25 protein-coding genes are annotated in these 22,670 nt (G+C 69.1%); 23 read left to right on the top strand and 2 right to left on the bottom strand.

The features are described from left to right. Positions 1 to 208 precede the first annotated feature (208 nt). Both MKL11_RS20415 and tsaA read right to left on the bottom strand, forming a co-directional pair. Positions 209 to 901, bottom strand: coding sequence for an SGNH/GDSL hydrolase family protein (locus tag MKL11_RS20415; protein ID WP_243946839.1), 693 nt, complete (start codon positions 899 to 901; stop codon positions 209 to 211). Next, positions 898 to 1,416, bottom strand: a complete 519-nt coding sequence (gene tsaA, locus MKL11_RS20410; protein WP_243946838.1) for a tRNA (N6-threonylcarbamoyladenosine(37)-N6)-methyltransferase TrmO — start codon at positions 1,414 to 1,416, stop codon at positions 898 to 900. The genes MKL11_RS20415 and tsaA overlap by 4 nt, the downstream gene beginning before the upstream one ends. A 148-nt stretch (positions 1,417 to 1,564) precedes the next feature. Here tsaA and MKL11_RS20405 point away from each other — a divergent pair, with 148 nt between their 5' ends. From MKL11_RS20405 to plsY, 23 genes are all read left to right on the top strand, one after another. After that, positions 1,565 to 3,058, top strand: coding sequence for an AMP nucleosidase (locus MKL11_RS20405; protein WP_243946837.1), 1,494 nt, complete (start codon positions 1,565 to 1,567; stop codon positions 3,056 to 3,058). A gap of 159 nt (positions 3,059 to 3,217) precedes the next feature. Then, positions 3,218 to 3,754 carry a hypothetical protein gene (locus MKL11_RS20400; RefSeq protein WP_243946836.1) on the top strand — a complete coding sequence of 179 codons (537 nt, stop codon included), beginning with the start codon at positions 3,218 to 3,220 and terminating at the stop codon, positions 3,752 to 3,754. A gap of 190 nt (positions 3,755 to 3,944) precedes the next feature. Beyond that, positions 3,945 to 5,246 (top strand): SLC13 family permease, encoded by a 1,302-nt coding sequence (locus tag MKL11_RS20395; RefSeq protein ID WP_243946835.1) that lies wholly within the window; start codon positions 3,945 to 3,947, stop codon positions 5,244 to 5,246. Positions 5,247 to 5,378: 132 nt separating this feature from the next. Continuing rightward, positions 5,379 to 5,780, top strand: coding sequence for a succinate dehydrogenase, cytochrome b556 subunit (gene sdhC / locus MKL11_RS20390; protein ID WP_243946834.1), 402 nt, complete (start codon positions 5,379 to 5,381; stop codon positions 5,778 to 5,780). 112 nt (positions 5,781 to 5,892) lie between these two features. Further along, positions 5,893 to 6,312, top strand: a complete 420-nt coding sequence (gene sdhD, locus MKL11_RS20385) for a succinate dehydrogenase, hydrophobic membrane anchor protein (RefSeq protein WP_243946832.1) — start codon at positions 5,893 to 5,895, stop codon at positions 6,310 to 6,312. Between the two features lie 32 nt (positions 6,313 to 6,344). Further along, complete coding sequence (sdhA, locus tag MKL11_RS20380) at positions 6,345 to 8,162, top strand: succinate dehydrogenase flavoprotein subunit (protein ID WP_243946830.1); 1,818 nt, start codon at positions 6,345 to 6,347, stop codon at positions 8,160 to 8,162. Between the two features lie 51 nt (positions 8,163 to 8,213). Beyond that, on the top strand, positions 8,214 to 8,459 hold the full coding sequence (locus MKL11_RS20375) for a DUF433 domain-containing protein (RefSeq protein WP_243946829.1): 246 nt from the start codon (positions 8,214 to 8,216) through the stop codon (positions 8,457 to 8,459). Next, positions 8,456 to 8,830 (top strand): DUF5615 family PIN-like protein, encoded by a 375-nt coding sequence (locus tag MKL11_RS20370; protein WP_243946828.1) that lies wholly within the window; start codon positions 8,456 to 8,458, stop codon positions 8,828 to 8,830. Before MKL11_RS20375 ends, MKL11_RS20370 begins: the two co-directional genes overlap by 4 nt. Positions 8,831 to 8,841: 11 nt before the next feature. Continuing rightward, complete coding sequence (locus tag MKL11_RS20365) at positions 8,842 to 9,666, top strand: succinate dehydrogenase iron-sulfur subunit (RefSeq protein ID WP_243946827.1); 825 nt, start codon at positions 8,842 to 8,844, stop codon at positions 9,664 to 9,666. Positions 9,667 to 9,830: 164 nt separating this feature from the next. Beyond that, the gene (locus MKL11_RS20360; RefSeq protein WP_243946826.1) at positions 9,831 to 10,412 is read left to right on the top strand and encodes an AprI/Inh family metalloprotease inhibitor; all 582 of its coding nucleotides are present in this window, start codon (positions 9,831 to 9,833) and stop codon (positions 10,410 to 10,412) included. A gap of 172 nt (positions 10,413 to 10,584) precedes the next feature. Next, positions 10,585 to 12,450: an ABC transporter ATP-binding protein gene (locus tag MKL11_RS20355; protein WP_243946825.1), complete on the top strand. Its 1,866-nt coding sequence runs from the start codon at positions 10,585 to 10,587 to the stop codon at positions 12,448 to 12,450. A gap of 203 nt (positions 12,451 to 12,653) precedes the next feature. After that, on the top strand, positions 12,654 to 13,232 hold the full coding sequence (petA, locus tag MKL11_RS20350; protein ID WP_243946824.1) for a ubiquinol-cytochrome c reductase iron-sulfur subunit: 579 nt from the start codon (positions 12,654 to 12,656) through the stop codon (positions 13,230 to 13,232). Between the two features lie 13 nt (positions 13,233 to 13,245). Then, positions 13,246 to 14,532: a cytochrome b gene (locus MKL11_RS20345; RefSeq protein WP_243946823.1), complete on the top strand. Its 1,287-nt coding sequence runs from the start codon at positions 13,246 to 13,248 to the stop codon at positions 14,530 to 14,532. Positions 14,533 to 14,545: 13 nt separating this feature from the next. Further along, the gene (locus MKL11_RS20340; RefSeq protein WP_243946914.1) at positions 14,546 to 15,454 is read left to right on the top strand and encodes a cytochrome c1; all 909 of its coding nucleotides are present in this window, start codon (positions 14,546 to 14,548) and stop codon (positions 15,452 to 15,454) included. A 298-nt stretch (positions 15,455 to 15,752) separates the two neighbouring features. Further along, complete coding sequence (locus MKL11_RS20335; protein WP_243946821.1) at positions 15,753 to 16,628, top strand: S-methyl-5'-thioadenosine phosphorylase; 876 nt, start codon at positions 15,753 to 15,755, stop codon at positions 16,626 to 16,628. Between the two features lie 170 nt (positions 16,629 to 16,798). Further along, complete coding sequence (hisB, locus tag MKL11_RS20330) at positions 16,799 to 17,386, top strand: imidazoleglycerol-phosphate dehydratase HisB (RefSeq protein WP_007564319.1); 588 nt, start codon at positions 16,799 to 16,801, stop codon at positions 17,384 to 17,386. A 76-nt stretch (positions 17,387 to 17,462) separates the two neighbouring features. Then, entirely contained in the window at positions 17,463 to 17,948 is a 486-nt protein-coding gene (locus MKL11_RS20325; RefSeq protein WP_243946819.1) for a DUF2628 domain-containing protein, read from the top strand. A 22-nt stretch (positions 17,949 to 17,970) separates the two neighbouring features. Continuing rightward, positions 17,971 to 18,630 carry an imidazole glycerol phosphate synthase subunit HisH gene (gene hisH / locus MKL11_RS20320; protein ID WP_243946818.1) on the top strand — a complete coding sequence of 220 codons (660 nt, stop codon included), beginning with the start codon at positions 17,971 to 17,973 and terminating at the stop codon, positions 18,628 to 18,630. Between the two features lie 37 nt (positions 18,631 to 18,667). Continuing rightward, a complete protein-coding gene (gene hisA, locus MKL11_RS20315) occupies positions 18,668 to 19,411 on the top strand; it encodes a 1-(5-phosphoribosyl)-5-[(5-phosphoribosylamino)methylideneamino]imidazole-4-carboxamide isomerase (protein ID WP_243946816.1) in 744 nt (247 codons plus the stop codon). 43 nt (positions 19,412 to 19,454) lie between these two features. Continuing rightward, the gene (locus tag MKL11_RS20310; protein WP_243946814.1) at positions 19,455 to 19,913 is read left to right on the top strand and encodes a DUF29 domain-containing protein; all 459 of its coding nucleotides are present in this window, start codon (positions 19,455 to 19,457) and stop codon (positions 19,911 to 19,913) included. Between the two features lie 18 nt (positions 19,914 to 19,931). Beyond that, positions 19,932 to 20,735 (top strand): imidazole glycerol phosphate synthase subunit HisF, encoded by an 804-nt coding sequence (hisF, locus tag MKL11_RS20305; protein WP_243946812.1) that lies wholly within the window; start codon positions 19,932 to 19,934, stop codon positions 20,733 to 20,735. Next, positions 20,732 to 22,036, top strand: coding sequence for a dihydroorotase (locus MKL11_RS20300; protein ID WP_243946810.1), 1,305 nt, complete (start codon positions 20,732 to 20,734; stop codon positions 22,034 to 22,036). The genes hisF and MKL11_RS20300 overlap by 4 nt, the downstream gene beginning before the upstream one ends. Beyond that, entirely contained in the window at positions 22,036 to 22,638 is a 603-nt protein-coding gene (plsY, locus tag MKL11_RS20295) for a glycerol-3-phosphate 1-O-acyltransferase PlsY (protein WP_243946808.1), read from the top strand. The genes MKL11_RS20300 and plsY overlap by 1 nt, the downstream gene beginning before the upstream one ends. Positions 22,639 to 22,670 lie beyond the last annotated feature (32 nt).

The raw sequence follows: 22,670 nt of genomic DNA, 5'->3' as shown, positions 1-22,670 counted from the left end.
CTTCGCTTTGAAATCATCCCGTCATTGCGAGCGAAGCGAAGCAACCCAGTGTGGCGCCACCCTCAGCCCTGTCGCGCTGCCCTGGGTCATTTCGCTTCGCTCGTGATGACGGTGAGGATCGGCGATACGGACAAACAGGAGCCGCAGGGGAAGCGGCAATATCTTCGGCAGGCCTGCTCACGCGTCCGGAGGCCTCGCGCCAGATTGATCACGGGCCGCACAGAACCGGTTCCAGGGCCGCCATCGCCGGCCGGTAGGCTGCGAGATGCAGGCCGTCCCGCAGCGCGCCGGGCTTGGCGTAGCCGGTCTCGCCGTCGCGGAGTGACGCGAACGGGTCCGCAAAGGCGCAGCCCAGGCGGCCGCACAGGGTGCGCAGCCGCTGCGTATAATCCGCCACGGCCCCGGCATCGATGAGTCGGCCGACCGCGCGGCCGACCGGGGGCAGGGCGGTGACGACGACGCGCGGGCTCACGGCCTGCAGCCGCTTGACGATCGCTTCCGCATTCGCCTCGAATCGCGAGGCCGCCTCGGCCGAGCGCGGCGCGTTCTTCAGCAGGATGTCGTTGGTCCCGATCGTGAGCGCGGCCACCATGGGCCTGTGGTGGAATGTCAGGCCTGTCAGGTGATCGAGATAGGCGGCCGCGGTCGCGCCGCTGAAGCCGCCATTGACGAAGTCCAGCCCACAGGGCCGCTGGCCTCCGGGCTGCAGCTCCACCTGGGAATCGCCGCCCCAGAACACGTACTCCGGGGGCGCCTCGTCAAGGCTGACCTGAACGGCGATGCCGCGCATCACCGCGTAGGCGCGGGCATCGGCGGCGGGCTTGCGCAGGTGCCAGCCGGCAAAGCCTCCCAAAGCCAGCAATGCCAGACCGACGACACCCGCGAGAAGGCGCCGCGTCACGGCTCGGCGCCGGCGCGGTCGACCCGCGCCTCCGGCCGCGAATCCGTCGAGGCATAATAGGGCTTGATGTCGAGGAGCGGCGTGCCGTCGAGGCAATCGAGGCCCCGTACCCGCAGGGTGTCGCCCGCCCGTTCGATCAGCTCGACCACCGAGAGGGCGATCGGGTTCGGCCGGGCGGGGGAACGCAGCGCGAAGGTGCCGCGCGGCCCGTCGGCATGGCGCGGCTGCTGCACCACGAGACCGCGGGTCGCCTGGTCCATCCAGTAGAGCAGGATCAGGTGCGTGCAGCCCGTGATCGTGCTCAGGCCGGGCACGTAAGGCGGGTCGAGTTCGACGGTGCAGATGGCATCGGTCTGCAGACCGTTCTTCGGGCAGTCCCGGCGCGTCTGCCAGGGCGTGCGCAGCCGGCCGATAAAGTGGAGGCCGGCGTCGAAGTCGGCCGGCAGGGCCGCCATCTCCTCGCCGGGACGGATCCCGAACTCGTCCGCGCTCAAGGAACCTCCGCGCCGTCGCATCCCGCGCCGGTTCTCGGACAAGAGCCGTCCGGCCGCAAGCCCAGGTCAGGCGCCCAGGTCAGGCGCCCAGGTCAGATGCCCAGGTCAGGTGCCCGGGTCGCGCGCCCGGTCGGGGCGGTGTAGATCCGGGCCCGGGACGGGAGGATTCATGATCGAGCGGGAATTGCGGCCGATGCAGGCCGTCGCGGATGCGGACAGCGCGGTCGACCGGCTGGTCGAGCTCTACGACGGCGCGGCCGGCGCCCTGCGGCAGGCGCTGGAGCGCTACCTCGCGGGCGGCCCGCCGCCGGACGCCACCGAGCGCCTCGCCTTCCGCTATCCCGAATTGCGGATCAGCTACCGCGCCGCCGGACCGCTGCCGCGGGTGCGGCGCGCCACGGCCAAGCTCCAGGCCGCGGGGACCTACGCCACAACGGTGACGCATCCGGCCTTCTTCCGCGACTACCTCACCCGGCAATTGCAGCCGCTGATCGACGATTACGGCATCCAGATCGAGGTCGGCCTGAGCGCCCAGGAGATCCCCTATCCCTACGTGCTTGAGGCGGGGCTCGATGCCGGCGGGCGCGCCGTCGACGGCGCGGAACTCGCCACCTACTTCCCGGTCCCGCTCCTGTCGCTGGTGGGCGACGAGATCGCCGACGGCACCTTCGAGCTGATCGACGGCGAGCCGCTGCCGCTGGCCCTGTTCGACGCCGTGCGGGTGGATTACTCCCTGCGCCGCCTGGTCCACTACACCGGCTGCGACTGGCGCGAGGTCCAGCCCTGGATCCTGCTGACCAACTACCACCGCTACGTCGATCAGTTCGTCCGCCATGGGCTGGAGCGCCTGGCCTCGGGCGCGGAAGGGTTCGAGCGTCTGGTCCTGCCCGGCGGCCTGTCGGTGAGCCGGGCAGAGGCCGCCACGGCCGATCCGGCTGCGGTGATCGCCGCCTCGCCCTGGCACCGCCACCAGATGCCGGCCTACCACCTCGTCGCCCGGGGCGCCGACGGCACCCTGCAGGGCACGACGCTGGTCAATATCGGCGTCGGGCCTTCGAACGCGAAGACGATCACCGACCATCTCGCGGTGCTGCGCCCGGATTGCTGGCTGATGGTCGGCCATTGCGGCGGCCTGCGCCAGTCGCAGACCATCGGCGACTACGTCCTGGCCCACGCCTATCTGCGCCGGGACCGGATCCTGGACGAGCTGGTGCCGCCGGACGTGCCGGTGCCGGCGCTCGCCGAGGTGCAGGTCGCGCTGCAAAGCGCCGCCGCCCTGGTGACCGGCGAGCAGGCCGATGCGCTGAAGCGCCGCCTGCGCACCGGCACGGTGGTCACCTACGACGACCGCAACTGGGAATTGCGGTTCAGCCAGGAGCGGCGGCGGATCAACCAGTCGCGCGCCATCGCGGTGGACATGGAGAGCGGCACCGTGGCGGCCCAAGGGTTTCGCCTGCGCGTTCCCTACGGTGCTCTGCTCTGCGTCTCCGACAAGCCGCTCCACGGCGAGATCAAGCTGCCCGGCGCCGCCAACGCGTTCTACGACCGGGCGGTGTCCGAGCACCTGCGGGTCGGGCTGGCGGCCCTCGACGCGCTGCGCGCCGACCGGCACGGGCTGCATTCGCGCAAGCTGCGCAGCTTCGACGAGCCGCCGTTCCGATAAAGCCCGTTCCTCGGCGCATACGGCCGAGCTTTCGCCGCCTTTGGATCTGAATTGCCAAGCAGCGACGGACTGACACGCCATCATCCATCATCGAACGTGGATACCTTGGATCGATGGGACGTTGGAAAGTCATACTCCTCTCAAGGATTGGACTTTTCGATGAAGCGCTTTGCTCTCGCATCGACTGCACTCTTGGCGGCTTTCGCCTTCGTTCCCGGTAGCGCCGACGCCCGCGGCTTCGGCGGCGGCGGCGGCGGATTCCATGGCGGTGGCTTCGGTGGTGGTGGCTTCCACGGCGGCGGCTTAGGCGGCGGCGGTTTTCGCGGTGCCGGCCTCGGCGGCGGCGGTCTCGCCGGCGGCGGGTTCCGCGGCGCGGGTATCGGCGCATCGGGGATCGGTGGCGGCCGGGGCTTCGGCGGCGGCGGATTCCAGCGCGGCGGCGTCTATGGCGGGCGTGGCGTGATCGGCAATCGCGGCTTCGCCGGTCGCGGATACGCGAATCGCGGCTATTACGGGCGTGGCTACGGCGGCGGCTACGGACGCGGCCTAGGTTATGGCCTAGCCGGCGTCGGCCTCGGATTGGGTGTCGGCTACGGCCTGAGCGGCTTCGGATACGGCTACGACGATCGCTGCGCCGGCGGTTACGGTTACGGCTACGATCCGGCCTATTGCGGCACCTACGGCTACGGCTACTGAAAGCCGGACCGTCGAACGCCGTTGAGCGATGGAAGAGCCCGGCCTGCAACGGCCGGGCTTTTCCACGTCGGCTCCAGGCCTAAAATCCGTCAGCCTTCGTTTCTCGCGAAGGCTGAGTCGCAGACTCCCGAATTGCGAACGGTTCCAAACCGGCCCATGCCCGCCGCGTGACGAAGCGTGGGAGGGTCGGATGAGCGGGGAGGCGGTTGTTCCGGCCACAGCCGCCCTGCTGGTCCTGTGCATGGGCCTGTGGGCCACGGCCCCGCTGCCGGAGATCGTCACGGCGCTCGCCTTCTTCGGGCTGGCAATGCTGCTGCGTCTCGGCAGCGCCGCCACGGTGTTCTCCGGCTTCTCGGCCGCGGCCTTTTGGCTGGTCCTGTCCGGCATGGTGGTCGGCCAGGCGATGACCCGGACCGGCCTCGGCGCCCGGATGGCCCGGGCGCTGGCGGCACGCCTGTCCGGCTCCTACGCCCAGTTCATCGCCGGCCTCGTGGCCTTGAGCTTCCTCATCGCCTTCGTGATGCCGTCGAACCTTGGGCGGATCGCCCTGATGATCCCGGTGACGCTCGCGCTCTGCGACGGCTTCGGGCTGGCACCAGGCCGTCCGGGGCGGACCGGCGCGGTCCTGGCGGTGGGCGTGGCGACCCCGATCCTGTCGGCGGCGATCCTGCCCGCCAACGTCCCGAACCTCGTCATGGCCGGCTCGGCCGAGCAGGTGCTCGGCCTGCACCTGTCGTACCTGTCCTATTTCGTCCTGCACGCACCGGTCCTGGCCCTGGTCAAGGGCGTGATGCTGGTGGCGCTGATCGTGCGCCTGTTCCCCGACCGGCTGAGCCCCGACGCGCAGGCGCTGCCGAGCCTGGCGCCGGTCTCGGCGGCCGAGCGGCGCCTGGCGGTGATCCTCGCCTGCACCCTGGCCCTGTGGATGACCGACAGCCTGCACGGCCTCGCGCCGGCCTGGGTCGGGCTCGCCGCCGCGGTGATCTGCCTGTTGCCGCGCGTCGGCGTGCTGCCGCCCGAGGCGTTCCAGCAGGTGAACCTGCGGACCTGCTTCTATATCGCGGCCCTGCTCGGGCTGGTCGCCCTGGTCAACGAGACCGGGCTCGGGGCGAAACTGGGCCATTGGCTGCTCGCGGTCGCACCGCTCGCCCCCGACGCGCCGGGCCAGAATTTCGCGGTGCTCACCGGGATCAGCGCGCTCCTGACGCTGCTGGTCACCGCCAACGGCGCGCCGGCGCTCTACACGGCGCTCGCGGGCGAGATGGTGAATGCCAGCGGCCTCTCGGCCCTGGCCGTCGTCTCAATCCAGGTGATTGGCTATTCGACCCTGTTCTTCCCCTATCAGGCACCGCCGATCGTGTTCGCCACCGAACTCGGCGGTGTGCGGCTGCGCGATGCCACGCGACTCACCCTGGCCTTCGGCGTGGCCTCGCTCGCTGTCGCGGCACCGCTGGATTACGCTTGGTGGCGCCTGCTGGGCCAACTCAAGTGACAGATCCGCCGCGCTATCAACATGCCCCCCGCTGTGCGGCGCAGCATGACACATTGCGGCTTGCGCCCGCAGGCACTAGCGCTACCACCAGATTAGAGACGGTCCAGTTCGCAGCTGCGAGGCTTCAACCCAATGGCACCCACCGCCCGCCCGACAGTGGCACAGCCGCTTTCACCGCATCTGCAGATCTATCGCCTGACCTGGACGATGGCGATGTCGGTGTTTCACCGTCTTACCGGCATCGCGCTTTACGGAGGCACTGCCCTGGTCGCGATCTGGCTCGTGGCGCTTGCTTCGGGACCGGTCGCCTATTCCTACGTCGCGTGGTTCTTCGGCTCGCTGATCGGCCGGCTGATCTTGTTCGCCTACACCTGGGTGCTGATGCACCACATGCTCGGCGGCCTGCGCCACCTGGTATGGGATACCGGCGTCGGCTTCGACCGGGAGAAGCGCCTGAGCATGGCGCGCATGACCCTGATCGGGTCCGTCGCGCTCACCGTCGTCATCTGGTCGGTCGCCCTTCTGGTCCGATAGAGCCGTTCCCGACCGCAACGCGATCGGGAACGGCTCCAAGTCCTTGTTTCAACGCGCTCGCAGACGCCGAACCGACGTCCACTTCGGCAGCGAGCGCTTTAAGGAGGCCGGCATGGCTCAAGAACAGATCCGCCAGGACACCCGCGTCTCCATCCGCACGCCGCGCGCCCGGGTCCGCGGCCTGGGCGTCGCCCATCACGGCGCCGGCCATTGGTGGCAGCAGCGGGTGACCGCGGCGGCGAACACCGTCCTGATGCTGGCCTTCGTGGTGATCGTCGCCAGCATGGCCGGCAGGGGCTACGTCGAAGCGACGCACCTGATCGCCAAGCCCGTGGTCTCCATCATCCTGATCCTGGCGCTCCTGTCGGTGACGATCCACATGCGAATCGGCATGCAGGTGGTCATCGAGGATTACGTGCACGGCCAGGGCACGAAGATCGCCGCGGTGTTCGCCAACAACATTTACGCGGTCCTGGTGGCCGTGGCCTGCCTCTACGCGGTCCTGCGCATCGGCTTCGGACAGCCGGCCTGAATCCCGCCATCACGCATTTCGAGGAGCCGATCATGGCCGCCAACGGCACCAACGGCAGCGGGCCTGCCTACACCATTCACGACCACGCCTTCGACGTCGTGATCGTCGGGGCCGGCGGCGCGGGCCTGCGCGCCACCGTCGGCTGCTCCGAGGCCGGGCTGCGCACCGCCTGCATCACCAAGGTGTTCCCGACCCGCTCGCACACCGTGGCGGCGCAGGGCGGCATCTCGGCCTCGCTCGGCAACATGGGGCCGGACGATTGGCGCTGGCACATGTACGACACCGTGAAGGGGTCGGACTGGCTCGGCGACCAGGACGCGATCGAGTACCTCGTGCGCAACGCGCCGGCCGCCGTCTACGAGCTGGAGCACTGGGGCGTGCCCTTCTCCAGGACGGAAGAGGGCAAGATCTACCAGCGGCCGTTCGGCGGCATGACCACCGATTACGGCAAGGGCACCGCCCAGCGCACCTGCGCGGCGGCCGACCGCACCGGCCACGCCATGCTGCACACCCTCTACGGGCAGGCGGTGAAGAACCAGACCGACTTCTTCATCGAGTATTTCGCCCTCGACCTGATCATGGACGAGGACGGCCGCTGCCGGGGCGTGATCGCCCTCGACCAGGCCACCGGCGAGATCCACCGCTTCCGCGCCCAGCAGACCATCCTGGCCACCGGCGGCTACGGCCGCGCCTATTTCTCGGCGACCTCGGCCCATACCTGCACGGGCGACGGCAACGCCATGGTGCTGCGCGCCGGCCTGCCGCTCCAGGACATGGAGTTCGTGCAGTTCCACCCCACCGGCATCTACGGCGCCGGCTGCCTGATCACCGAAGGGTCGCGCGGCGAGGGCGGCTACCTGACCAATTCCGAGGGCGAGCGCTTCATGGAGCGCTACGCCCCCTCGGCCAAGGACCTCGCCTCGCGCGACGTGGTCTCGCGCTCCATGACCATGGAGATCCGCGACGGCCGCGGCGTCGGCAAGAACAAGGACCACATCTACCTGCACCTCGACCACCTCGACCCGAAGATCCTGCACGAGCGCCTGCCCGGCATCTCGGAATCGGCGAAGATCTTCGCCGGTGTGGATGTCACGAAAGAGCCGATCCCGGTCATCCCGACCGTGCACTACAACATGGGCGGCATCCCGACGAACTATCACGGCGAGGTGCTGACCCTGCGGGACGGCAATCCCGACACGGTGGTGCCGGGCCTCATGGCGATCGGCGAGGCGGCCTGCGTCTCGGTCCATGGCGCCAACCGTCTCGGCTCCAACTCGCTGATCGACCTCGTGGTGTTCGGCCGCGCCGCCGGCAAGCGCTGCGCCGAGATCGTCGAGCCGAACGGCCGGGCGCAGGAATTGCCTAAGGGCGCCACTGACAAGGCGCTCGAGCGCCTCGACCGATTCCGCAACGCCAACGGCTCGACGCCCACCGCCGAGCTGCGCGCCGAGATGCAGAAGACGATGCAGAACAACTGCGCCGTGTTCCGCACCGGCGAGGTGCTGGAGGAGGGCAAGGGCCTGATCCACAAGGTCTGGAACGCCGCCGCCGACGTGAAGATCACCGATCGGTCGCTGATCTGGAACACCGACCTGCTTGAGACCCTGGAGTTCGACAACCTGATCGGCCAGGCGGTTGTGACGATGGAATCGGCTGCCAACCGCAAGGAATCTCGCGGCGCCCATGCCCGTGAAGACTTCCCCGACCGCAACGACAAGGAGTGGATGAAGCACACCCTCTCCTGGCTCGACGAGGGCCGGCACCAGGTCAACATCGATTACAGGCCGGTGCACACCTACACCATGTCGAACGAGATCCAGTACATCGAGCCGAAGGCGCGGGTGTACTGATAGAGCTAAGCCGGCAGGTCCTGGCCTGCCGGTCATCTGGAGGATGACCCGATGACCCGGACCTTCAAGGGTCTCCCGCGTATCACGGTCAATCCCGCGGTGATGGGCGGCAAGCCCTGCATCCGGGGGATGCGTGTGACGGTGGGCATGATCCTCGGCAACCTCGGCGCTGGCGTCAGCATCGAGGAATTGCTGCAGGGCTATCCCTATCTCGAACGCGAGGATGTGCTGGAAGCCATGCGGTACGGCGCCTGGCTCGCGCAAGCGCGCGACGTCGAGCTCGAGCCGGCGGCATGAGGTTCGTGATCGACATGAATCTCTCGACCGATTGGGTGGACTACCTCGGAAAGCTCGGACACGACGCCGTTCATTGGGCGAGCGTCGGGCCGGAAGATTCCCCGGACGAGGACATCGTGGACTGGGCGCGATCGGAAGACCGCACAATCCTCACCAATGATCTCGACTTCGGAACCTTGCTGGTGAGCACGGGCGCCATGAAGCCGAGCGTCGTGCAGCTCCGGACGGACATCACCCTGTCCGCCCATGTCGGCCCCCTCGTCGAGCAGGCGATCAATCGCATGGGCGACGGTCTCGCGTCCGGCGCGCTCGTCACGGTCGAACCCGGCCGCCTCCGCTTTCGCTCGCTGATCACAGCCTCTCAAGATTAAGGCTCGCCGCAATGGCCCAGTTCAACCTTCCCAAAAACTCCCAGATCACCCCGGGTCGCACCTGGGCGCCGCCGCCCGGCGCGAAGAACCTGCAGACCTTCAAGATCTACCGCTGGAACCCGGATGACGGGGCCAATCCGCGGATCGACACCTACCAAGTCGATCGGGACGATTGCGGCCCGATGGTGCTCGACGCGCTGCTGTGGATCAAGAACAAGGTCGATTCGACCCTGGTGTTCCGCCGCTCCTGCCGCGAGGGCATCTGCGGCTCCTGCGCCATGAACATCGAGGGCCAGAACGCGCTCGCCTGCACGATGGGCATCGACGAGTGCAAAAGCCCGGACAACGCCCTGCCGGTGCTGACCCGCAAGGACAAGGACGGCGCGGTCCGGATCTACCCGCTGCCGCACATGCCGGTGCTGAAGGATCTGGTCCCGGACCTGACCAACTTCTACGCCCAGCACGCCGCGATCGAGCCCTGGCTCCAGACCGAGACGCCGGCCCCCGAGAAGGAGTGGCGCCAGACCCCCGAGGACCGGTCGAAGCTCGACGGGCTGTACGAGTGCATCCTGTGCGCGTGCTGCAGCACGTCGTGCCCGAGCTACTGGTGGAACGGCGACAAGTTCCTCGGCCCGGCGGCCCTGCTCCAGGCCTATCGCTGGCTGATCGATTCGCGGGACGAGAACACCGGCGACCGGCTCGATTCCCTGCACGACCCGTTCCGGCTCTACCGGTGCCACACCATCATGAACTGCGCCAACACCTGCCCGAAGAACCTGAACCCGGCGAAAGCCATCGCCGAGATCAAGAAGATGATGGTCGAGCGGGTTGTCTGACGTCCAGACCTGAGGCGCCCCAGCCACACCGGGGCGAAAAGGCCGGCCGTCCGCCGCGGACTCTTCCGCGGCCGGCGCGGTCGCCTTGCGGACAGCGCATTTGGCACCGAGTCAGGGGCGAGGCGCCATCGCGCGCCTTCCCATGCCTGATCCGAAGTGGTCCGATGCTGCGCCCGAGCCTGCCGACCTTCGCTGCCCTCTGCCTGAGCGCCACGCTCGGCGCCTGCGCTTCCACCCGCCTGGAAAGCCCGAGGACCCGGGCTCCTGCGCAGGCGTCCCTCGACGCGGTGCAGGCCGTGCCCTCGGGTACCGTGACGGCGGCGCCGCTCGCGCCCCCGCCCGGCGCCACGGCGAGCCCCGACGCGCCGCCGCTCCCCGGCGCCCAGGCCAACGCATCGCCCGCGGCCCCCACGATCATCGCCGAGCCGGTGACGCCGCCCGCGCCGCCGCCGCCGGTGGTCACGAGCGGCCGCGCCTCGGTCGTCGGAAGCTGGGACGCCAAGGACGCCACCGGCGCGAGCTGCAAGGTTACCCTGTCGAGCGCGCCGGCCCTCGACCTCTACAAGGCCTCGGCCTCCGGCTGCCCGAACAAGGACCTCGCCAGGGTGTCGGCCTGGGATTTCCGCGACGGCGAGGTTTATCTCTACCAGCCCGGCGGCACCGTGGCGGCGCGTCTGCGCCAGGGCGGCGGCGCGCTGGACGGCGCGCTCACCAAGTCGGGCGCCACCCTGGCCCTGGTGCGCTGACCGCGTCGAGCCAGCCTGCGCGAATCCGGCCGGGTCGCCGGGTTCGCGACGAGAGGAAGATCCTGAATAAGGAATCTTCTCTGAAAAGTCGGCGCCGCGACGACCGCGCGCGCTTGGCGGGTGACGCCCGGCACTTACATCAGGGCTTCCCGTAGCGGTGTGCCCCGAAGACATGGTCCTGAATTGGCTTGAGCGTCGGGTCGATCCGTTCGCACCCTTCGACGAGACGCGCACCCCGCCGCGGACGGTTCTGGGTTTCGCCTGGTTCTACCTCCGCCCGATCCGCAACGCGCTGGTGGCCCTGTTCGTCATCGCGGTGATCGCCGGGACGGTGGAGGCGTCGCTCTACCTGGTGATGCGCTGGTTCATCGACCTTCTGGCCACGGCGGACCGGGCTACCGTGCTGTCTGATCACGCGGTCGGGCTGGGGTTGGTGTTGCTGCTGGTCGGGGTGGTGCGGCCGATCACGATCTGGCTGCACGAGCTGCTGTCCAACCAGCTGATCGTGCCGCAATCGACCAGCCAGATCCGCTGGCGGGCGCATCTCTATACCCTCGGGCACGCGCTCTCGTATTTCCAGGGCGACTTTTCCGGCCGCCTGGCCAACCGCGTGGTGCAGGTCGGCCCGGCGGTGCGTGAACTCGCCGTCGTGTTCATCGACACGCTGCTCTACGTGGCGATCTACGCGGTGACGGCTGTCGGCCTGTTCGGCTCGATCTCGCCCTGGCTTGCCCTGCCGGTGCTGGCCTGGATCGGCGCCTACGCCGCCCTGACCACCTGGTTCGTGCCCCGGGCTCGCGCCCGCTCGCACAAGACCGCCGACACCCGCTCGGTGCTGATCGGCCGGATCGTCGACAGCTACACCAACATCCTGACCGTCAAGCTGTTCGCCCGCGACCGCGAGGAGCGGGCGACGGTGCGTGACGCGGTCGAGGTGCACACCGACGCCTACCTGTACCAGTTCCGGCTGGTGACCCTGACGACCAGCCTGCTCGGGCTGCTCAACAGCGCGCTGCTGATCGCCACCGGCGCGGCCTGCCTGATCCTATGGCGGAGCGGGGGCATGACCACGGGCGAGGCGTCGGCCGGCCTCGCCCTGATCCTGCGCTTGCTGGCGATGTCCGGCTGGGTGATGCAGACGGTGCGCGGCGTGTTCGAGAATGTCGGCGTCATCCAGGAGAGCATGCAGACCATGGCGCGCCCGCACGCGCTGGTCGACGCGCCGGACGCGCGCGAACTAATCGTGGCCGGCGGCGAGATCCGCTTCGAGAGTGTTGGCTTCCATTACGGCCGCGGCGACGCCACCGTCATCGAGGATTTCACCCTGACGATCCGCCCCGGCGAGAAGGTCGGACTGGTGGGCGTCAGCGGGGCGGGCAAGTCCACCCTGGCGAGCCTGCTGCTGCGCCTCTATGAGGTCGAGAGCGGCCGAATCCTGGTGGACGGCCAGGACATCGCCACGGTGACGCAGCAGTCGCTGCGCGAGGCCATCGCCATGGTCAGCCAGGATACCTCGCTGCTTCACCGCTCGATCCGCGAGAATATCGGCTACGGCCGGCCGGGCGCCACGCAGGAGCAGATCGAGCACGCTGCCCGGCTCGCCCATGCGGACGGGTTCATCGCCGATCTCGTCGACCACAAGGGCCGCCGGGGCTACGACGCCCAGGTCGGCGAGCGTGGCGTGAAGCTCTCGGGCGGGCAGCGCCAGCGCATCGCCATCGCCCGGGTGATGCTTAAGGACGCCCCGATCCTGATCCTCGACGAGGCGACCTCGGCCCTCGACAGCCAGGTCGAGGCAGCGATCCAAGATTCGCTCGACACGCTGATGGCCGGCAAGACCGTGGTGGCGATCGCCCACCGGTTGTCGACCATCGCGGCACTCGACCGCTTGGTGGTGATCGACCGCGGCCGAATCGTCGAGGAGGGCACCCATGCCGAACTCGTCGCCCGGGGCGGCGTCTATGCCGGCCTCTGGGCCCGGCAGTCGGGCGGCTTCCTGGACGATGGCGCGGCTCATCTCGACAGCGCCGTGGCGTAGCGGCGCAGCCCGGGCGGTGCCCTGCAACATATGACAACGATCGTGACCTAAGCGTGCCGCCTAGCCAGCCGGCGCAGCTTGACTTGGGGGTGGCAGACGGTCTCATTGCTCAGATTAGAACGATAATGCTTTGATCACGGCCCGGCCAGGAGATCAGGGCAGGGCACCTGCGGCCCTCACGCCGACGCATGGAGTTCCGAATCTTGGCGACCACCTCCGCCACCGCCCCCGGCCCCCGGGATGGCAGCTCTCAAGACGGGAGCCGCCGCGACTTCCTGTTCCTCGCGACCGGCGCCGCCCTCGCGGTCGGCGCGGCCTCCGTGGCCTGGCCGTTCATCTCGTCCATGGCGCCCGATGCCGAAACGATCGCGGCTGGCGCGCCGATCGACGTCGACCTGACGCCGATCCAGGACGGCCAGATCGTCAACGTGTTCTGGCGCGGCAAGCTGATCTTCGTGCGCAAGCTCACGGCCAAGGAGGTGACCGACATGCAGGCGGTCCCGCTCTCGGCGATGATCGATCCGGCGGCCTTCCCGACCCGGGTCAAGAACGGCCACGACCAGTGGCTGATCGTCTACGGCAACTGCACGCATCTCGGCTGCGTGCCGATCGGCCACCAGGGCAACTTCGAGGGCTGGGCCTGCCCGTGCCACGGCTCCCAGTTCGACGCGGTCGGGCGCGTCCGCCACGGGCCGGCGCCGATCAACCTGCCGATCCCGCCCTACGCCTTCGAGACGGACACCAAGATCCGGATCGGCGAGGGCGGCAAGGAAGCGGCGTGAGAGGGACGCGGACATGAGCGGAACTGCCAGCACCTACGTCCCGAAGAGCCGCGTCGCGAAGTGGTTCGAGGCCCGGCTGCCGATTGCCGGGCTCGTGCACTCGTCGTTCATCGCCTACCCGGTCCCCCGGAACCTCAACTATTTCTGGACTTTCGGGGCGATCCTCGCCGCCTTCCTGGGGATCCAGATCGTCACCGGCGTCTGGCTGGCGATGCATTACGAGCCGTCAGCGACGGGCGCGTTCAATTCCGTCGAAAAGATCATGCGCGACGTGAATTACGGCTGGCTACTGCGCTACGCGCACGCCAACGGCGCGTCGATGTTCTTCGTCGCGGTCTACGTCCACATGTTCCGCGCGCTGTATTACGGGTCCTACAAGGCCCCGCGCGAGGTGCTCTACATCCTGGGCGTCATCATCTACCTGCTGATGATGGCCACCGCGTTTCTCGGCTACACGCTGCCCTGGGGCCAGATGAGCTTCTGGGGCGCCACGGTCATCACCAACATCCTGGCGGCGATCCCGGTGGTCGGCGACACCATCCAGACGCTGCTCTGGGGCGGATACTCGGTGGGCAACCCGACCGTGAACCGCTTCTTCTCGCTGCATTACCTGCTGCCCTGGATGATCGCCGGCGTCGTCGTGCTCCACGTCTGGGCGCTGCACGTCACCGGCCAGAACAACCCGGCCGGAATCCCGATCAAGTCGGGCAAGGATGCGGTGCCGTTCACGCCCTACGCCACCGTCAAGGACGTGTTCGCCACCTGCGTGTTCATGATCCTGTTCTCGTGGTTCCTGTTCTACCAGCCGAACTATCTGGGCCACGCTGACAACTACATCGCGGCCAACCCGGCGGTGACCCCCGCGCATATCGTGCCGGAATGGTACTTCCTGCCGTTCTACGCGATCCTGCGGGCGGTCCCGAGCAAGCTCGGCGGCGTGATCCTGATGTTCTCGGCGGTGCTCATCCTTGCCTTCGCCCCGTGGCTGGATTGGTCCCGGGTGCGCTCCTGCAACTACCGGCCGATCTACCGGCAGTTCTTCTGGGTGTTCATCGGCGCGACCTTCCTTCTGGGCTGGCTCGGATCCCAGCCGCCGGAGGGGGGCTACGTGATCGCGTCGCAGATCTGCACCGCCTATTACTTCGCCCACTTCCTGCTCGTCATGCCGCTTTGCGGCCTGTTCGAGACGCCGAAGGCGCTGCCGGCCTCGATCCTGGAGAGCGTCACCGGACCTGGCAAGCAGGTGAGCGGATCCGGCATGCCGGCGGGTGCCGCCGCCGCTCCGACCACCAAGGGCTGACGGCAGGACCATGATGATGCGTCGCGTCCTCTCGACCACCGCCGCCTTCGCGGTCGCGGCCCTGCTGACCGGGGCTGCACCGGCCTCCGCCCAGGAAGGGCATGGCGGCCCGATCCCGGGCCGCGTCGGCTGGAGTTTTGCCGGCACGTTCGGCCGGTTCGACACCGCGCAGCTCCAGCGCGGCTTCCAGGTCTACAAGGAAGTCTGCTCAGCCTGCCACTCGATGAAGCTGGTCGCCTTCCGCAATCTCGCGCAGGAAGGCGGCCCGGATTTCTCCGCCGCGCAGGTGAAAGCCCTGGCCGCGACCTATCAGGTGAAGGACGGCCCGAACGATTCCGGCGACATGTTCGACCGGCCCGGACGGCCGGCCGACACGTTCCCGCCGCCCTTCCCGAACGACCAGGCCGCGGCGGCGGCCAATGGCGGCAAGGCGCCCCCGGACTTCTCGGTGATCGCCAAGGCGCGGACCTTCTCCCGCGGTTCGCTGTACTTCCTGACCGACTGGCTGCCGCTGATCGGCTACTCCGAGCAGGGACCGGATTACATCCACGCCCTGATCAACGGTTACGAGGACCCGCCGAAGGACTTTTCGGTGCCCGACGGCGGCCACTACAACAAGTACTACCCGGGCCACATCATCGCGATGCCGCCGCCGATCACGGACGGGCAGGTCACCTACGCCAAGGGTGCGGACGGCCAGCCGGTTGTCCCCGAGACGGTTGACCAGTACGGCAAGGACGTCGCGGCCTTCCTGATGTGGGCGGCTGAGCCGCACATGATGGACCGCAAGGCCCTGGGCTTCCGGGTGATCCTGTTCCTGATCATCCTGTCCGGCCTGCTCTACTACGTGAAGAAGAAGGTCTGGGCCGATGTCGGCGGCGAGGTCCATGGCCTCCAGCCGGAGCTGCACAAGACGTTCTGAGCCGGCATTGCATCGATCTCGACCATGGGCCTCCTTCGGGGGGCCCATCTTTTTTGCGCTGTGGCCGCGTGCTACCGCTCGGCGAACTCAGACGTCGACCTCTCGGCGACACCGGTCCCACCTGCCCCCCTCATCCTGAGGTGCCCGCACCTGCGGGCTTCGAAGGAGGGCTCCAGGGATCGTCATGGGTCCTGGAGGCTCCTTCGAGGCCTCCGCTTTGCTCCGGCACCTCAGGATGAGGTGCTGGGATGGGATATGCGGCGCTCCGACAGCGTCGCAGAGACATTGGGACAGCAGAATGACGGCAGCGGTGCTCGGGGTGATGGGCGGGTCCGGCGTCTACGACCTGCCGGGGCTCGAGGACGTCCGTGAGAAGCGCGTCGCCTCGCCCTGGGGCGAGCCCTCGGACGCCCTGCGCATCGGCCGGATCGGCGAGACCAAGGTGGTGTTCCTGGCCCGGCACGGGCGCGGGCATCGGCTGTCACCCTCCGGCATCAACTACCGCGCCAATATCGACGCGCTGAAGCGGGCCGGCGTCACCGACCTCGTGGCGCTCTCCGCCTGCGGATCGTTCCGCGAGGAGCTGCCGCCGGGCCTGTTCGTCCTGGTCGACCAGTTCGTCGACCGCACCCATGGGCGGGCTTCCTCGTTCTTCGGCGATGGCTGCGTCGCCCACGTCTCCCTCGCGCATCCGGTCGGCCCGGGATTGCAGGCGCGGATCGCCCAGGCCGCCCAGGCCGAGGGCGTCGCGGTCCATCGCGGCGGCACCTATGTCTGCATGGACGGGCCGCAATTCTCCTCGCTGGCCGAATCCCGGGCCTACAAGGCGCAAGGCTTCGACGTGATCGGCATGACCAACATGCCCGAGGCCAAGCTCGCCCGCGAGGCGGAGATCACCTACGCGACCATCGCGATGGTGACCGACTACGATTGCTGGCACCCCGGCCACGACGCCGTGGACGTTGCCGCGGTGATCGCGGTGGCCCGGACCAATGCCGACACGGCCGCACGGCTGGTGGCGCGGCTCGCCCGCGATTTCCCGGCCGAGCGCGAGCCCTGCCCGGCGGGCTCGCACCGGGCGCTCGACGGCGCGATCATGACCGCGCCGTCCGCCCGCGATCCGGCGCTGCTCGCCAAGCTCGACGCGGTGGCCGGGCGGGTGCTGCACCCGTAAAGCACCACCCTGCGCATCGCGGGGCACCGCCCCGCACCCCGCCAAAGGGCTGACGCCCTTTGGGAACCCATGTTTTGCGCCTGTCCAGACGACGATCCTTGCGATCGCGGAAGAACAGGCTCTAGAAGGCGCTCGCGGCCCCAGCCGCCCCGACACAAAGTCCGAAAAGAATGCGCAGCGCCTCCATCAGCCGGAAGACCGCCGAGACCGACATCGCGGTCAGTGTCGGCCTCGACGGGACCGGGCAGTCGAAGATCGCCACCGGCATCGGCTTCCTCGACCACATGCTGGACCTGTTCGCCCGGCACGGCCTGTTCGACCTGGAGGTCAAGGTCGATGGCGACCTGCATATCGACCAGCACCATTCCGCCGAGGATTGCGGCATCGCCCTGGGTCAGGCCTTCGCCAAGGCGCTCGGCGACAAGCGCGGGGTGACGCGCTACGCCGACATCCACCTCCCGATGGACGAAGCGTTGACCCGGGTCTGCGTCGACATCTCGGGCCGGCCGTTCCTGGTGTTCCGCACCACCTTCCGGGTGGAGAAGATCGGGCAGTTCGACACCGAGCTGGTGCGCGAGTGGTTCCAGGCCTTCGCGATGAATGCCGGGCTGACCCTGCATGTCGAGACGCTCTACGGCGACAACGCCCACCACATCGCCGAGAGCTGCTTCAAGGGGCTGGCCCGCGCCTTGCGGAAGGCGGTGGCGATCGATCCGCGCGAGGAGGGCCGCGTTCCCTCCACGAAGGGCTCCCTGTAAGACCATCGTTTCGTTGTCGAGTTTGCATCGTCCCGGAACGGATGTTCAGGACGATGCCGGAGCCGAGGGTCCCGCGATGCGGATGCGCAGCTACACGCTCCACCTGCCCAAGGATGCGCGGCCGGGCGAGTCGATCGGCCTCGACCGGGCCGTGCTCGTGCCGGACGGCTTCACTTGGTCAGCCTTCGCGTTCAGCGTGCTGTGGTTCCTGTACCACCGCCTCTGGATCGCCGCGCTGATCGTGCTGGCAGGCCTTCTCGCCCTAGCAGGCGTCGGCCATCTGCTCGGTCTGCCGCCGGGGATCGCCGCGATCGTCACCCTGCTGGCCTCCTGGCTGATCGGCCTCGAAGCCTCCAGCCTGCGTCGCTGGACCTTGGCGCGCCGGGGATGGCCAACCCGGGACGCCGTCATCGCCGCGACCCCAGAAGAGGCCGAGGCCCGCGCCATCGGCCGGTGGCTCGACGCCACCGCGGCGGCGCCGCGCGCGCCGTTCCCGGCCGGGCCGGCCCGTCGCGCGGAGCCGGTGATCGGCCTGTTTCCCGCCCAGGAAATCGCCCGGTGACGCTTTTTCCATCGAGACGCGCATGAGCACCGAGACGGTCGCGATCATCGATTACGGATCGGGCAACCTCCATTCGGCCGCCAAGGCGTTCGAGCGCGCCGCCCGCGAGAGCGGCCGCGACGCGCGCATCTGCCTGACCTCCGATCCTGAGGTGGTGGCCGCCGCCGACCGGGTCGTGCTGCCGGGCGTCGGCGCCTATGCGGATTGCCGGCGCGGGCTCGATGCCGTCTCCGGCATGGTCGAGGCGATGACCGAGGTGGCGCAGGCTGCCGGCCGCCCGTTCCTGGGCATCTGCGTCGGCATGCAGCTGCTCGCGAGCCGCGGGCTCGAATACGAGACCACGCCGGGCCTCGGCTGGATCCCCGGGGATGTCGCGCCGATCCGGCCGTCCGATCCGACCCTGAAGATCCCGCATATGGGCTGGAATACCCTGCGGATGGCCCGCGACCACGCCTTGCTCGCCGGCATTCCCACCGGCGCGGACGGCCTGCACGCCTATTTCGTCCACAGCTTCGCGCTCGCTGCCGAGCATCCAGACGACGTGTTGGCGCAGGCGGACTACGGTGGTCCCGTCACCGCGATGGTCGCCCGCGGCAACATCGCCGGCACGCAATTCCACCCCGAGAAGAGCCAGCGCCTCGGCTTGGCGCTCATCGCGAACTTTTTGGCCTGGCGCCCCTGACCGCGCTTCGGTTCAGGCGAGAAGGAAGACAGCACCCGTGATCCTGTACCCGGCGATCGACCTGAAGGAGGGACGCTGCGTCCGCCTCGTGCAGGGGGACATGGCGCAGGCCAAGATCTTCGGCGACGATCCGGCCGCGCAGGCCGCGACCTTCGAGGACCAGGGCTTTACCTGGCTCCATGTGGTCGATCTCGACGGCGCCTTCGCGGGCGCGCCGCGCAACGCCGATGCGGTGGACGCGATTCTGGCCCGCGTGACGATCCCGGTGCAGCTCGGCGGCGGCATCCGCGAGATGAAGACGCTGGAGGGCTGGCTCGCGAAGGGCGTCGCTCGGGTGATCATCGGCACCGCGGCGGTGCGCGACCCCGGCTTCGTTCGGGAGGCGGCGCGCCTGCATCCCGGCAAGATCGCGGTCGGCATCGACGCCAAGGACGGGCGCGTCGCCGTCGAGGGTTGGGCGCAGACCTCCAGCATGACCGCGGAGGAACTCGGCCGCCGGTTCGAGGATGCCGGCGTCGCCGCGATCATCTACACCGACATCGCCCGCGACGGGATCCTGAAGGGCCTCAACGTCGAGATGACCCTGGCGCTGGCCGAGGCCGTGCGGATCCCGGTGATCGCCTCCGGCGGCCTCGCCTCCATCGACGACGTGCACCGCCTGCTCCAGCGGGATTGCGCGTTGATCGCCGGCGCCATCACCGGCCGGGCGCTCTACGACGGCCGCATCGACCCGCAGGCGGCGCTGGCCGCGATCGCGCAGGCGCGCGGCCCGGCGGCGTGATAGGCTTTTACGGATCGAAGCGCATCGACTCGGGGAGGCTGTCATGGCCTACCGCGCACCCGCCGGAACGGCCTACCAAGACGACTTCTACGCCTGGACACAGGAGCAGGGCGCCCGCCTGCGCGCGGGCGCTGTCACTGGCATCGACCGCGAGAATCTCGCCGAGGAGATGGAGAGCTTAGGCCGGACCCAATTCGCCGGCTTGGTGAGCGCCCTGCGGGAGGTCCTCGCGACCATGCTCACGGTCGACCACCGCTCCAGTCCACATAGCCGACGCGATGCGATCGATATCGCGATGCACCGGAACCACGTCTCTGACGAACTTCATGACAGCCCAAGTCTCAAGAACCGGCTGTGCGATGCTGTCGGGCGGGCCTATCGCTGCGCCCGCCTTGAAGCCGCGGACACGACAGGTCTGGCCTTGAGGCACTTCCCAGAAGCCTGCCCCTACACGTATCAGGACATCATGGATCGGCCGTTCGCGATCGATCTCGAATTCTGATCGGACCGCCGAGGGCTCGTGCTCAAAACCCGCATCATCCCCTGCCTCGACGTCAAGGACGGCCGCGTCGTGAAGGGCGTCCGCTTCGAGGGGCTGCGCGACGCCGGCGATCCGGTAGAGGCCGCCAAGGTCTACGACGCGGCCGGGGCCGACGAGCTCTGCTTCCTCGACATCACCGCGAGCCGCGAGGCCCGGGGCACGCTGCTCGACATCGTCAGCCGGACCGCAGAAGCCTGCTTCATGCCGCTCACCGTCGGCGGCGGCGTCCGCGCCGTCGAGGACGTGCGTGCCCTGCTGCTGGCCGGCGCCGACAAGGTCGCGATCAACACCGCGGCCGTGAAGGATCCGGATCTCGTGGCCCGGGCGGCGGAGAAATTCGGCGCGCAATGCATCGTGGTCGCGATCGACGCCAAGCGGGTCTCCTGTCCCGGCGAGCCCGCCCGGTGGGAGATCTTCACCCATGGCGGCCGCGACCCGACCGGGATCGATGCGGTCGCCTTCGCCCGGCTGGTGGCCGAGAAGGGCGCGGGTGAGCTGCTGGTCACCTCCATGGACAAGGACGGCACCCGCTCCGGCTACGACCTGGCGCTCACCCGGGCGATCAGCGACGCCGTGACCGTGCCGGTGATCGCCTCGGGCGGCGTCGGCGGCCTCGACGACCTTGTGGCTGGCGTGGCCCAGGGCGGCGCGAGCGCGGTGCTCGCTGCCTCGATCTTCCATTTCGGTCAGGCGACCATCGCGGAGGCGAAGGCCCATATGGCCGCTTCCGGCCTCGCCATGCGCCTCGACGGCCCAGCATCCTCAGCGAGAGCGCCCCTGTGAGCAGCTACCATTTCGCGAACGCGATGCTCCTCGACCCGGCGACGATGCGCGAGGCGCCCGGTGCGCTCATGGTGCGCGACGGTCGCATCGCGGCGGTCGAGTGGGCTGCGCAACCCAGCACCCCGGACGGTGCAGAAAGAATCGATTGCCGCGGCCGGGTCCTCACCCCGGGGCTGATCGACATGCGCGCCTTCGTGGGCGAGCCGGGGGCCGAGCACCGCGAGACCCTGGCTTCGGCCAGCGCCGCGGCGGCGGCGGGCGGCGTCACCACCCTGGTCTGCATGCCCGACACCAACCCGGTGATCGACGGCCCGGCGATCGTGGACTTCGTGCTCCGCCGCGCCCGCGACACCGCCAGCGTCCATGTGCTGCCCGCCGCCGCGATCACCAAGGGTCTGGCCGGCAGGGAGATGACCGAGTTCGGCCTGCTCCAGGAGGCCGGCGCGGTGGCGTTCACCGACGGGCTGCACGCCGTGGCGAATGCCCAGGTGATGCGCCGCGCCCTGACCTATGCGCGGGATTTCGACGCGCTGCTGATGCAGCATGTCGAGGAGGCCGACCTCGTCGCCGAGGGCGTGATGAACGAGGGCGAGCTCGCCTCGCGCCTCGGGCTGATGGGCATCCCCCGCGAGGCCGAGACCGTGATGCTGGAGCGCGACATCCGCCTCGTGCGGCTGACCGGCGCCCGCTACCACGCGGCGATGATTTCCTGTGCCGATTCGGCGGAGATCGTGCGCCGGGCCAAGCACGACGGCTTGCCGGTGACCTGCGGCGTCTCGGTCAACAACCTCGTGCTGAACGAGAACGACATCGGCCATTACCGCACCTTCTGCCGGCTCTCGCCGCCGCTGCGCGACGAGGCCGACCGGCACGCTATGGTCCGGGCGCTCGACGAGGGCGTGATCGACGTGGTCGTCTCCGACCACAACCCGCAGGATGTCGAGACCAAGCGACTGCCCTTCGCCGAGGCGGCCGACGGCGCCCTCGGGATCGAGACCCTGCTCGGCGCGTCCCTGCGCCTGGTCCATACCGGCGACCTCGCCCTCAACAAGCTGATCGCGGCGCTGACCGTGAACCCGGCCCGGATCCTCGGGCGCGAGGCCGGGCGCCTGGCGGTCGGTGCGCCGGCCGACCTCGTGCTGATCGATCCCGATCTGCCCTACGTGCTCGACAAGCGCCGGCTGAAATCCCGCTCCAAGAACTCGCCCTTCGACGAGGCGCGTCTCCAGGGTGCAGCGGTGCTGACGCTGGTCGGCGGCCGGATCGTGCACGCGCTCGACGATCTGGCGGCGGCAGCCTGATGCTCCCGGATCTCGCGACGCCGGCCGCCCTCGGCGGTCTCGCCCTCGGCTACGTCCTGGGCTCGATCCCGTTCGGGCTCATCCTGACGCGCTTCGCCGGGCTCGGCGACGTCCGGGCGATCGGCTCGGGCAATATCGGCGCGACCAACGTGCTGCGCACCGGCCGGAAGGGCCTCGCCGCCGCGACCTTGCTGGGCGACGCCCTGAAGGGGACGGCGGCGGTGCTGATCGCCCGGCAGCTCGGCGAGGGCCCGGCGCTCGCCGCCGGGCTCGGCGCCTTCCTCGGGCATCTCTTTCCGGTCTGGCTCGGCTTCAAGGGCGGCAAGGGGGTGGCGACGTTCATCGGCGTGCTGCTGGCGTTCAGCCCACCGGCACTGGCGGCCTTCGCGGCGATCTGGCTCGGCCTCGCCTTCGCGCTGAAATATTCCTCGCTCTCCGCTTTGGCGGCCTCGGCCGCGACGCCGCTGGTGCTGTGGGCGCTCGGCGCGCCGGCGCAAGCTTTGCTGTTCCTGCTGCTCGGCCTGCTGCTATGGTGGAAGCACGCCCCCAACATCCGGCGACTCGCGGCCGGCACCGAGGGGCGCATCGGCCAGAAGGGTTAGCTGCGCGCCCGATGGCGCGACGCTGGGGGGCG

Origin of the sequence: Methylobacterium sp. J-077 (genome assembly GCF_022829365.1) — a bacterium.
Lineage (GTDB): Bacteria > Pseudomonadota > Alphaproteobacteria > Rhizobiales > Beijerinckiaceae > Methylobacterium.
This window is presented reverse-complemented; position numbering and strand designations above follow the sequence as displayed.